This is a genomic window from uncultured Duncaniella sp. (assembly GCF_910578445.1).
GTDB lineage: Bacteria > Bacteroidota > Bacteroidia > Bacteroidales > Muribaculaceae > Duncaniella.
Genome location: NZ_CAJTQC010000025.1, coordinates 30,918 through 42,494, shown reverse-complemented (window position 1 = coordinate 42,494; position 11,577 = coordinate 30,918). Strand labels below are relative to the sequence as shown.

The 11,577-nt window shown below is 48.4% G+C and carries 9 protein-coding genes; 2 read left to right on the top strand and 7 right to left on the bottom strand.

What is annotated here, in order from left to right; all coding sequences use genetic code 11:
* Positions 1-178: 178 nt before the first annotated feature.
* On the bottom strand, positions 179-343 hold the full coding sequence (gene rd / locus QZ311_RS10030; protein WP_297067259.1) for a rubredoxin: 165 nt from the start codon (positions 341-343) through the stop codon (positions 179-181).
* Between the two features lie 271 nt (positions 344-614).
* Between rd and QZ311_RS10025 the strand changes: the two genes are divergently transcribed.
* Positions 615-2,060 carry an alpha-amylase family glycosyl hydrolase gene (locus QZ311_RS10025; protein WP_297067257.1) on the top strand — a complete coding sequence of 482 codons (1,446 nt, stop codon included), beginning with the start codon at positions 615-617 and terminating at the stop codon, positions 2,058-2,060.
* 123 nt (positions 2,061-2,183) lie between these two features.
* Here the strand turns inward: QZ311_RS10025 and QZ311_RS10020 are convergent, their stop codons facing one another.
* Genes QZ311_RS10020 through QZ311_RS10010 form a run of 3 tightly spaced genes read right to left on the bottom strand, consistent with a single transcriptional unit; the run spans position 2,184 to position 4,513 of the window.
* On the bottom strand, positions 2,184-2,966 hold the full coding sequence (locus QZ311_RS10020) for a Rossmann-like and DUF2520 domain-containing protein (protein WP_297067255.1): 783 nt from the start codon (positions 2,964-2,966) through the stop codon (positions 2,184-2,186).
* Between the two features lie 10 nt (positions 2,967-2,976).
* A complete protein-coding gene (locus tag QZ311_RS10015; RefSeq protein ID WP_297067253.1) occupies positions 2,977-3,501 on the bottom strand; it encodes a nitroreductase family protein in 525 nt (174 codons plus the stop codon).
* A 58-nt stretch (positions 3,502-3,559) separates the two neighbouring features.
* The gene (locus QZ311_RS10010; RefSeq protein WP_297067252.1) at positions 3,560-4,513 is read right to left on the bottom strand and encodes an SPOR domain-containing protein; all 954 of its coding nucleotides are present in this window, start codon (positions 4,511-4,513) and stop codon (positions 3,560-3,562) included.
* Positions 4,514-4,834: 321 nt separating this feature from the next.
* On the opposite strand from QZ311_RS10010, the gene QZ311_RS10005 reads away from it, so the two are divergent.
* Positions 4,835-6,901 carry a leucine-rich repeat protein gene (locus QZ311_RS10005; protein ID WP_297067250.1) on the top strand — a complete coding sequence of 689 codons (2,067 nt, stop codon included), beginning with the start codon at positions 4,835-4,837 and terminating at the stop codon, positions 6,899-6,901.
* A gap of 245 nt (positions 6,902-7,146) precedes the next feature.
* Here QZ311_RS10005 and QZ311_RS10000 read toward each other — a convergent pair whose 3' ends face one another.
* From QZ311_RS10000 to QZ311_RS09990, 3 genes are read right to left on the bottom strand one after another with little or no spacing between them, the layout of a single operon-like run.
* The gene (locus QZ311_RS10000; protein ID WP_297067249.1) at positions 7,147-7,995 is read right to left on the bottom strand and encodes a GLPGLI family protein; all 849 of its coding nucleotides are present in this window, start codon (positions 7,993-7,995) and stop codon (positions 7,147-7,149) included.
* Between the two features lie 54 nt (positions 7,996-8,049).
* Positions 8,050-8,901, bottom strand: a complete 852-nt coding sequence (locus QZ311_RS09995; protein ID WP_297067247.1) for a GLPGLI family protein — start codon at positions 8,899-8,901, stop codon at positions 8,050-8,052.
* A 58-nt stretch (positions 8,902-8,959) separates the two neighbouring features.
* A complete protein-coding gene (locus QZ311_RS09990; RefSeq protein WP_297067245.1) occupies positions 8,960-11,542 on the bottom strand; it encodes a TonB-dependent receptor in 2,583 nt (860 codons plus the stop codon).
* Between the last annotated feature and the right edge of the window lie 35 nt (positions 11,543-11,577).

Sequence of the window (11,577 nt, the reverse complement as noted above, 5' to 3'; positions counted from 1 at the left end):
GCTGATTGTTTTATTGGTGAATGGTCTATTGCTTATATCGAACTCACGTTAAATAGCAAACCTATAGCCGACAACCGGCAGGAGAGTGTTTCACTATGAAACACAAAAAATCAGTCCTCGTCCCGCAAAACCGGGTTAAGGACTGATTTTTTTATTGTCAGTTTACTGTGTAAGACAATTATTCCGGCAATGGTTCAAACATATCTTTTCCGACACCACACTCAGGGCAAGTCCAGTCGTCAGGAAGGTCGGCAAATGCAACACCCGGCTCAATACCATTCTCAGGGTCTCCTACTGCCGGATCATAAATCCAGTCGCATACAGTGCAAACATATTTATCCATAATCTTTCAAATTAAAAAATTTAAACCTATTATTAATTGTGTGTTAAGTATAGTTCAATAATTGAATCGTGAGACAAATCGTATATCTTAAACACCACTGACAACTGAAAAGTTTAACAATCCAAGAGAGGCGTATATTTTTTCAGCCCATCTCCCGGTGCGCGTGTTGCATATCTCGTATTTTTCAAGTAACTTTACGCATAAAGAATAAAACACCTATTATCACTTACACTAATTTATTTTTACCTTTCCAATTTTAAGAAAACCGACAATGAAGTTAAAACTGATGTTTCTAAGCCTGCTGGCATCGCTGTTCGGCGGGAAGTGGGCGCATGCCTCCGAACCGGTTGAAGATCCGCGCGAATTGATAATCTATCAGGTAATGGTCGCCTCATTCCAGCACTCGCCCGACGGTGCACCCGGCTATAAGGCCATGTGGGGACCTGACGACGCGATTAAAAACGGAAATCTCCGCGGCATCATAAATTCACTCGACCACATCAAGAATCTCGGGGCTAACGCCCTGTGGATGACTCCTGTTTTTGACAGTTCGACAGCTGAAGGAGGTGAGAAACTACAGGCTACGGGCTATTTCACCAACGACTACTTTAAAATCGACCCGCACTTCGGAACTGAGGCCGATTTGCGCGAACTGATTGACGAAGCCCACAAAAGAGGCATCCATGTGATTCTCGACGGTGTGTTCGGTCATCACGGAGGAGTAAACACCCAATCGCCCAACGGACATGAAATCACATCGGAATGGGTTTTCAGCGACCGAGGCGAAAGCGGTGGCAAAGGCAACGTGGTCTATCCTCAGTCACTCGACTATTTCAAAGACCTCGCGACATACTATATCGACAAATATGGCATCGACGGATGGAGGCTCGACCAAGCTTATCAGGCAATGCAAGGTGGCCACAACTACTGGAATGAAATCCGCGAGGCTGTCGACTCGGTGAGTGCATCGCGGAAGGCTCGCGGAGAACGCTGGGGGACGCTCGGCTATCTCGTAGGCGAAGACTGGGGCACAGCTGATGTCATCAATAAAGGTGTCTACAAGGACGGAGGCCTGAAAAGCGCATTCGATTTCGATGGAAAGGAACGCATCAGCGGCCCGATGCAGGCACTGGATTCCGAAGGACTTGAAAACGGCTGGAATGATGTCATCACCATGCTTTCCTCCCCCACCTCGCGAGGATATCTCAACGACTCGGTGATGCCAAACCTTTTCCTTTCAAATCACGACGGCTACCGTCTGGCCGATCATTTCGATCCGGCTGACCCTCTGTTCTATCAGAAACTGATGACGCGCCACGCCATTCTGGCAGCCTACTCAGGACCTATCACTCTCTACTATGGCGACGAGTATGCCGACATGAGCCGCGACTCGAAAGGAGCACAGAAAGACAATATCGCTCGCACCACCGGCCACCTCTTGCCACGCAATTCCCAAGAAAAAGCGCTTAAGGATTATATCGCCAACGCATTGGCTTTCCGTAAGGCCAACCCTGCGATGTGGCGCGGCGAATCGAGTTTCTACACGGTCTCTCCGACACCTGATACCAATGTCCTCGTAGTGACAAAGACTGACAAAGCCACCGGCAATCAGGTCTGCATCATATTCAGCGATGCCGACACCGCTCTCCCGCTACCGGCCACAGGCAAAACAGTCAGCCTCAAAGCATGGCAGCCGGCATTCATCAAAATAAAGTAGATAGACAATCCACCGACCAATAATACCGGGCAGCCCTGCCTGTATATAGAACCGAACAAAACAGCACCGCATGTCGCTGAATCACGCATGCGGTGCTGTTTTGTTCGTTGTCCTATCGATGTATCACTTTTCCTGTTTGTGGCGCGACATTATGCAGTCCGACAATAAGCTGTATATTTCTTTTTCGCGACCGTCAAGCAGCGATAAATGTCCGTCAATCACCCGGCGGTCTCCGCGCGCCGCCGGTCCTGTCTGTGAAGCTGCGGGAGAATTGACAAACGCCTTGCGCAAAGTCTCCTCAAGCAACGGTCTGAGGACTTCAAACGGCAGACCGTCGCGCGCGAGCTGTTCGGAGGCAAGAGTCCAGAGATAATTTGTGAAGTTGCAGCCAAACACCGCCGCGATGTGCATCTTCTTGCGTGTATCACTGTCTGCATGATACACGGAGCGAAACAACCGCCCTGCAAATTCGCGTATTTCAGACTCGACCTCTTCCGTCGACCCTTCGACGAAAAGCGGAACTTCAGCCATGTCAAGCTCAACATCCCTTGAGAATGTCTGCAATGGATAAAACACCCCATAGCGCTCCGAAAGGCCTGCAAGAACCTCCATGCCGACAGAGCCGGACGTGTGGAGATAGAGGGCATCACTTTTGGGAAGAGCCTTGGCAAGCGGAGCGATGGCATCGTCGGCCACACTAATCAGATAGATATCCGCATCGGGGACGACCGCTCCGACATCAGCCGTGGCCGTCGCGCCGGGAATCCTGCCGGCGAGAGCCAAGGCCGATTCGATATGCCGGCTATAGACCTGAACCACTTCACATGCTCCTGAAAAAGAAAGAGCCGGAGCGAGATGTGAGGCCACATTCCCTGCTCCGACCATTACTATCTTAGGTTTTATCATAAAGAATCTGTTAGAATTTCCCGATATGGACATTCTCCCATTTGAGTTTTTCAAGATCCTGAGGCTTACGTTCCTCGTCCTTGTGTCCGAATGTGAGAATGCAGACAGGGATGCAGGTTTCAGGCATTCCGAGTGCTTCCTGCACATATTCTTCCGAAGGGATATTATCGGCCGTGAAGCGTCCGCGAACCTGAATCCAGCACGAACCCAAACCGAGCGAGGCAGCCTGAAGCATCATGAACGATGCAGCCACCGAACCATCCTCAATCCACGGATCAGTAGCAGTGGTGTCGACCGCAACCACGACCGCGAGCGGACACTTGGCCACAGGCATCGCTCCTGCAGGCTTGCAGTCGGCCAACCGTGAAAGCATGTCGGGTTCTTCGACCACGACAAACTGCCACGCACGTGAACTCTTTGACGTTGGCGAAAGTAAACCGGCCTCAAGGATGAGCTTTACGTGCTCCGGGTCAATCTTTTCGTCGGTATAACGACGGATGCTTCTGCGGTTGATGAGAAGTTGCTGGAAATCCATAATAAATCTTGTATAAGAGGGGGGATAGAATTATAGCAATCGAACTCTGTGAGACAGCTTAGCGACGACAAACCCACACACTCGGATAACTCTCCGAAAGTGATGCTGCAAGAGACTGAGCCTCATTTATGTCGGAAGCCGATGCCACATAGACGCGATAGTTACCGTCCATCTCGATAATCTCCATAGCCTCATCCTTGCACTGCGCGATGTGACTCCGGGCTGCTTTCTCAGTCGGGAAAGAGCCGACCACAAGGATGTAGCGTCCAAGCGGTTCACTCTCGGCCACACGACTGTCGGCCACAGGCTCATCATTCTGCGCCGGGGGCATGGCGATGTTAAGCAGTATTTCACGCGAGACAGAGACCGTCGAATCAATCACCCGCTCGATGCGCGAGCTTATGCCGGTGTCAAGCGATGCGAAATTCACACGAGGACCGCTCACGAGACTTGTTGTCGAATAGAGAATGCCAAGTCCGACAATCACAGCCACAATCGAGGCGACAATCTTTAACGGGAAAGGTATCACCACAGGCTCGTTATTGACTGTTGCGTCATCGTCGGTCGCAGTCTCGACTTTCTCCTCATAATCAAGAGGAACTATCTCCAACGGCTGCAATCCTTCGAAACGACGGACTGCGAGAGAATCGTCAGACGGATTAAACACAGGCGATTCAGGATTAACACCCGACGTGAAAACGCCGAGATGTCCCATCGCCACTTCTCCGCAATGCTGCAACTGCCCGCGAAGCGAAGCAATCGAAGCATCAAGAGTCATACGTGCACTTTCAATGCTCACACCCTCACGGCGCGAGATGCTTCCGAGCAGCAAAGCGTCGTTGTGACGGACTTCTGGGTTGAATCCGAGAGTCCGTGAAGGAGGGAGAAAACGCTGTGTCTTGGCATCATAACGCGCTGATTCATGGTTGAGCATGAATGCACCGAAACCGGGCACCACTACACATTCGTGGTGCATGAGTAAGTATTCTATATGTTGCGCTATGTCGATCACACTGCAAAGTTACTAAACTTCCACAGACCTTGCAAACGGGAATACGAAAAAATCAAAAGCAAAGAGGTCGCTTGCGCAATTGAATTTATTTTATTATTTTTGCCCGTAGAGTTCAGAACAATAGAACGACCTTTATCTTAGCTTTTTAGTTGCTTTTTCAGAGAACAGACTCCAACAATCAGACCAAATTGCCTACACAGTTCAACTTTTTAATTATTTCTAAAATTCATCATTATGCACAGAATTGCTTTGATTATGGTAAGCTTTATCTTACCTGTGTTTATTAACTGCCATGCAGCCAAATTAGGCTCGACACCTTCCATGTTAGTAATGGAGGGCAAGTTCGGCATGCAGATTGATACTGAAAATGTACAGAAAGACGTACCGTTCAACGCATTCTTCGATTGGATTGGTAATACGTCGTATTCTTCCGAAAAAAAATTCCGAGGGTCTCTTGCTTTGGCTTTGATTTCCGAAGACGGCGAAATCAAAGAAATAATCCATCAAGAAAACAATCTAAACCTCTCTCCCGGATGGGGTTTCGGACAGCATCAACGATTCTACAACGTTAGAGTATCATCAGACATATCAGACTCGGATATCATACGTTTTATCACTCTTGAAAAAGGAGAAGACGCATGGCTTCCTGTCTCATCTCTACAATCAATACAGACCTATTGCAATGTAAAATCCAATAAGGTGATGAAATCCAAAATCACCGTCAATATACTTGGCCATAATGACATTCCTTTCGAGGGATATTGCGAAGGGACTTACGGTGAATCAAGACAATACGACCCCATCTATTCGTCAGGCTACAATCTTGCCATAAAATGGCCTGAAGACAAGCCTCATCATTTTGTCAAAGTCGGTCCGGACCTTGACAGGGTTCAGATTGACCCTGACAGAATATTATTTCAATCTGTATCAAAACCGGAATATACAGTAACCCTAATGGCTTGTTCAGATGAAGATCTTATCACAGAACAAAGACACTTCACCGTAGAAACCCCCGGTAGCTTAAGTCAGCAGCTGACTGATAATGAAGACCGTCTCTATATCAATAATATTTCCGTCTCAGGTCACATTGACGAAAATGATATTGCTTTCATGCGCGACGAAATGCCGATGCTCGAACATATCGACCTATCCAATGCCGACATTTCAGGCGGTATCCTTCCGGACGGAGCGTTTAATGAAAAAGGAATCGTATCCATCATACTGCCTGAGAGCCTCATCGGACTCGGAGCCAATTCTCTAAGAAACACCAAATTGTTCAAGCTAAACATTCCGAAAAAAGTCTGCTATTACGGACTTAACGCGCTTAATTACTCAGAGAATCTGACTGTGGTCGTGTTGCATAACCCTAATGTCATACCGGTGTCATGGTGTGTTCTCGAAGGCACTAACCGTTCAAAAGGAGTGCTGTTTGTCCCGAAAGGAACCCGAGAAGCATTCGCCACTGACGAACAATGGGGTAAATTCAGCATGATTGTTGAAGGAGACAACACCGATGATTGGGTATCTGCAAACGACGGCACATACTCATATTCAGGAATATATCCAAATGTGACCATTTCAGAAGTAACAAATCCTGAATATAAGATGATTGTCCCGGAAACAATAGAAATCCGTGACAGGACCTTTAATGTCACAGGCATCGGCGGACGAGTATTCGCATCATACCTGATAAATGAAATCTATATTCCCAAAAGTGTCACATCATTAGGAGAATACGCTGTCGAATCGACATGCAGCAACCTTACAAAAATTGAAGTTGATGAAGACAATCCAAGGTATTTTTCCGATGGAGGCGTTCTCTATGACCGTAAAACCGCAACTATGCTAACTTATCCCCAAGCTAAGGCAGATTCAGAGTATACAGTTCCAGAGGGTATAACAGATATTGGAGGCTGGGCTTGTTACAACAAATATTTATCTAAAATCTCATTGCCGTCAACATTACAATCCATCGGAGCTTGCGCATTCTGTTACAGCAATCTGCAATATAAAAACAATCCTGTTATCATATCCAAAGCCCAAACACCTCCGTTCATTTATTCAAGTGGCTTCTCTGCCGAAACTTACATCAATGCCCAAGTTTATGTACCGGCCAATAGTCTGTCGTCATACAAAGCAGACCCCGACTGGCGCATCTTTAACAATATATATCCTCTTTCAGAAGAAAGCGGAATCGAAAATATTGAATCCGAAGATGACAGTATCACTATTTCAGGACACATTGTCAACATCAACACCAATAATCCGGTTGAAATATACAGTATTGACGGAAAACTTTTCCACAAAGGCCATGCCAAATCAATTGAGCTTCCAACAGGTATCTATCTTTTAAGAATCAATGGCAAGGTGAAAAAAATAAGAATCTAATAGGCCGTTAAAAATTCCTTGTTAATTTTTGAGCCGTAAGTTTTCAGCTGACTTTAGTCTTTAAGATGAAGGAATGTAGTGAGCTACATAACTGAATCAAAAGGCCAAAGTCAGCTGAATTCATAGTCTGTCAAATGTAACTTTGATTAATCGGATTAATACAGGCAGCCTCAAAAAAATATCATCAAGTGCCCTCCTCAAAATTAACAATATTTTTTCACAACCTCTAATGCAAAAGGCCACTGTCACTTCTCATGATAGTCCGTTTCAAGAAAATCATGTTTCAACACACGTTTCACTTCAGGGAGAGTCTTTTCGCCATATTGCATTTGAAGCAAATTGAACTCATTGATACCTCCTCCTCTGCAGGATTTGTGCAGTGACCGTAAATACGACATGCGGTCAGTCTTAATATAATTTTTATTTCCCGGGATAGGCTCTATCGGCGACGACCACTCTCCTATGCCATTTATTGAAAAAGAGTGGTCACCGTCGTCGGTCACTGCTTCGAATATAAGGCCGGGAAGTCCGTGGAGCTGCCACGGGCCTTCAGCAATGGGAATATCCGGTGTAAACCACACAATCCATCTGCGTCCATGATAGTCGGCTATGGCCTGCTGACACTCATAGCCTAAGATTGTGCGTACCGAGTCACCGATTTCCCACTGAATATCGTTCATCCCGACAGGATATGTATAGTTGTCGATGCTGATTCCCGCAAAGAGATCCATCTTTGACTTGGCATGATGCTTGAACACCTGAATCCTCACATCATACTGAGGCGGACGGGCACTCTTATCGCCACTCGTATAGCGCTCTATGAAACGGTCAAACATCATCTGCTCCTGTTTGCGCCCCTCGGGAGTGGATGTAAGAGAATCGAGCCACTGGTCCTTGACCGAGTAGAAGCGTGATTCGTTTTCACCAATCTGAAGTATCATATCGGCTTTCCGATGGCGGGTCGAACCGTCGTCAGGCTTAGTGCTGTTCCACTCATAGACGTAGTGGGCGCGCATAAGACTCATGGGACGCTTCGCGGCAAAGCAGAGCAGAACCATCAAAATAAACATCAGAACCAAGAAAATCCGTTTCATATCAAAATAGTTAAATACGACGTTAAGTTTTTTATCATACAATATCAACGACATTTAGCGATAGTCAGTCTCGATAAGGTCGTGGGCCATCCTTGCCTTGGTCGCTTCGGCGCGGTTGGCAATAGTGAGCCCCGGCATATATTTTTCGGGGTTCAGCTGCCGGTCGCGCTTCTCGGCGAGAAATTGTTTGCGCGTGGTCTTGAACAGGTCGCGAGTGCCGGGACGTGGCGTGATCGGGCGGTCGGTGGCCTCAAGACCGGTGATGGTGAAGCTGTATTCGCCGCCGTCGCACCCGGCTTCCATGATGAGTCCCGGAAGCCCCATGAGCTGCCACGGGCCTGACGCTACGGGCACATCGGGAGCGAACCATGCAGTCCACCTGCGGCCGTGATAGTCGGCCACAGCCTGCTGGCACTCGTAGCCGAGTATCGTCCTGACCGAATCGCCAATCTCCCAGACAAGGTCGGACATAGCCACTGGATAGATATAATCCTCGTCAGATATCGAACCGTAGACTTCAAGGGTATCTTCACCGGGTTTACGTACCACCTGAATCGACGAACCCTCCAGCGGAATTTTGGCGCGCGTCATGTCGATGGTCACCCTATCGTTTTCACGGACAACCGCATCCTTCATGGCCTCGCGCAACATCAGATTATATTTCTTCTTCCCTCCGGGTGTGGCCATCAGCGAATCATACTGCTCCTTGTTGATACTGAAAAAACGTGATGCCGACGGCGAGGCCAGGAGCATCATGTTGTCGGTATTTTCCATATCGTGGCCATCGGCATGGCGAGTGAGATATTTGTAGACATAGACGGCGGCAATCTGAGCTTTGGGATAGTCGGCAGCCATGACCGACATGGCCGTGAGGGCGATAATAGCAGAAAGGACTAATTTTTTCATCTTAGAGGGTGTTCAAAAATTATATTTTAAGGACTATGAGTTTTTTCAAACGCGTGGTTTACTTTTTGAGATAGACCGAAATCATGAACTCGCGTCCGCGCAGACGGCTTGAGCATTCATATTGCGAGAGTGTGCCGAAGGAGGTGTAGCTATACTCCTTGCGGTTGAGGATATTGGTCAGCGAGGCTGAGAGTTCGAGGCGCTTGGTGATGTTGAAAGTCAGTTTCGAATCGAGCATGAACATGTTTTTGTAGTTACCTGCCTCAATCTGGTTGCGGTAATACTCACCGCCGGCAGTCAATGTCACAAGGCCACACGGAGTGACCGTCAGACTGCCTGAATAAATAAAGTTGTCAGTCGTCTGCCTCGGCATCTCCGATATTTTCAGAAATTCTTTCTGCCATGTGAAGCGGAAATTCCAGTTGACAAATGTCGAAATATTGCCGTTGATATGTGGAGCGAGTGAGAATGAGTCGTTGATATAGTTTGTGGCGAGTCCCTGTGACCACATGTTGTTTTCATTGCGGTTGTAGTTCGAGTTGATTCCGACGCCACCGCGCATGAAATCAAGAGTCTTGCTGACATTGGCAAGCGCAAACATTCTTCGCGATGACGACGGCTGTGACCTGTAGGAATAGAATATATAATCACCGAGTATGTTCTGGACACTGCCGAATTTCGACTTGTCCCATGAATACCGTCCCGTTGCGTTGACAAACACCCCACTGCGGGTATTGCGGAAGGTGTAGGACAACGAGACCGACTGACCGGAAGCAGTATAGTAGTCGTCGATGCCCGAGCGGAACGTGCGGTAGTCGGTAAGAATCGATGAGTCATGGATGTTGTGGAGCGACGCGGGACTCCGGCGCGCGCTACCACTGAGCGTAAGACTCATGCGGGGAGTGATTTTCCATTTTGCCGATAGCGATGGAGAGATGAAAAACTCGCTGCGGTCAGCGAGAGCGCCTGAAAAGAAATAAGTATAGAAGTTGACCGGAAGTCTGAGGGTCAGTTCGACCTTGCGGTGACTCCATTCAAACTTAGGCGAGGCATAGACGCGCAGATAGTCCGTCGTCAGCCCTTCAGAACCGGTGATGTCTTCAAGCTCGACTCCCCACAGATCTGTGTCAAGGTGACGGAAGTAACCGTTGATACCTCCTTCAAGCGAGAGAAGTACCCGGTTAAGCACGATGCCATAGGAGGCACTCTCGTCGGTGTAGAACGAATACTGCTTGACGCGCTGTCCGTAATCATCACCGCCGTCACGGCTGACAGTGAGATGTTCAGGCAATGAATTCCACTCATTACGGCTCGTGAAGGTTACAAGCCGATTTTTGCTGAAACGCTTGATGATTTTAAGATTGTTGGACACTGAATACTCCGGATTGCGGGTCGACTGTACATTGGGAAGCGTGCCGGTGGTGTTGAGGCGCAAATCGTTCCACGACAGATCGGTCGAAAGCGTGTTGTTGAGAAAATATGTCTTTTCATTTGCCTCAAAGGTGAATTTGCCTTTCAGAGCGTTGCGGTGACTGAGCGAATTTCGGTCCTCGAGAACCACTTTATCGCCTGATTCGAGGAAATATGTGGTGGCCGACATTCCCTGAGCCGTCACGCGGTCGTTGTCGTAGTCAAGCTGGACACGTATGTCTGCTCCCTTCTTCGTTTTCCACAGATGACTCGAAGAGACCATCCACGAACGGTTGAAATAACTGCGCTTCTTGGCGAGATTCGGGGTTGAAGGCGCTCCGACCGAAGTGTAGCCACTAATATTTTCGTTCGAACGGTCAGACAGGAAGTCAAACACCTGACCGGAAAGGTTAAGGCCCGTATTGTTACCTTTGAAAGTGGTGAGCATCTGATATTTGCCCATCACCATCATGGTGAATATCTCACCGTTCCACAGAGCACCCTCCGGCTGGTTGGACCATCCGCCGGCAAGAGTGCCGTGGGCTATGAATGTGGCTTTTGCACTGTTTTTCATCTTCAGGTTGATGGCTGCCTGATCCGAGAAGCTAAGCCCGCGCAACACCTGCATCGGCTGATGGTTTTCCATCACTTCAACCGATTTTATGTCGTCGTGGGCTATGCCGTTGGTGGCCACGCCATAACGGCCGCCGAGCAGGTCGTTGCCCTCGATGTAGAATTTGTTGATGTCAGTGCCCTGATACTGTATCTTGCCCTTGCTGTTGACATCTATGCCGGGCATACGTTTGAGCACATCGCCTATCGTATGGTCCTGCTTTTGGGCAAAGGATGCCACATTATATGTTATCGTGTCGCCCTGCTCGCGTATGCGGTCGGCCTTGACCGCCACTTCCTTGAGCTGAAAGGCAGCTGCCTCCATGACGATGCGCAGAGGTGTGTCGGCCACAGGAGTTACGGTCTGCTCGCCGTAGCCCATGAATGTAGCCTTGACCTTCATCCCGTCGATGGTGCGTGCCTTCATCGAAAAGCGGCCCTGAGCGTCAGTGGTGGCGAAACTTTTGATTTTATTGAGCGAATCGCGCAGCGTGACACTGACTCCGGCCATTGCCGAGCCATCCTCCTTGTCAACAACAGTGCCGGTGACAGTCACCTGTGCCGACACGGCTGACGCGATAAACATGAGAAACAGTAATATAGCACTGAGTTTTTTCATAGTGGCAAAATTACATAGTTGAATCCATCCGCGAA

What these genes read in the sequence shown, in the direction of transcription:
- rd (WP_297067259.1), bottom strand. Translation starts at nt 343, where the DNA reads ATGGATAAATATGTTTGCACTGTATGCGACTGGATTTATGATCCGGCA.
- QZ311_RS10020 (WP_297067255.1), bottom strand. Translation starts at nt 2,966, where the DNA reads ATGATAAAACCTAAGATAGTAATGGTCGGAGCAGGGAATGTGGCCTCA.
- QZ311_RS09995 (WP_297067247.1), bottom strand. Translation starts at nt 8,901, where the DNA reads ATGAAAAAATTAGTCCTTTCTGCTATTATCGCCCTCACGGCCATGTCG.
- QZ311_RS10005 (WP_297067250.1), top strand. Translation starts at nt 4,835, where the DNA reads ATGTTAGTAATGGAGGGCAAGTTCGGCATGCAGATTGATACTGAAAAT.
- QZ311_RS10025 (WP_297067257.1), top strand. Translation starts at nt 615, where the DNA reads ATGAAGTTAAAACTGATGTTTCTAAGCCTGCTGGCATCGCTGTTCGGC.
- QZ311_RS09990 (WP_297067245.1), bottom strand. Translation starts at nt 11,542, where the DNA reads ATGAAAAAACTCAGTGCTATATTACTGTTTCTCATGTTTATCGCGTCA.
- QZ311_RS10015 (WP_297067253.1), bottom strand. Translation starts at nt 3,501, where the DNA reads ATGGATTTCCAGCAACTTCTCATCAACCGCAGAAGCATCCGTCGTTAT.
- QZ311_RS10000 (WP_297067249.1), bottom strand. Translation starts at nt 7,995, where the DNA reads ATGAAACGGATTTTCTTGGTTCTGATGTTTATTTTGATGGTTCTGCTC.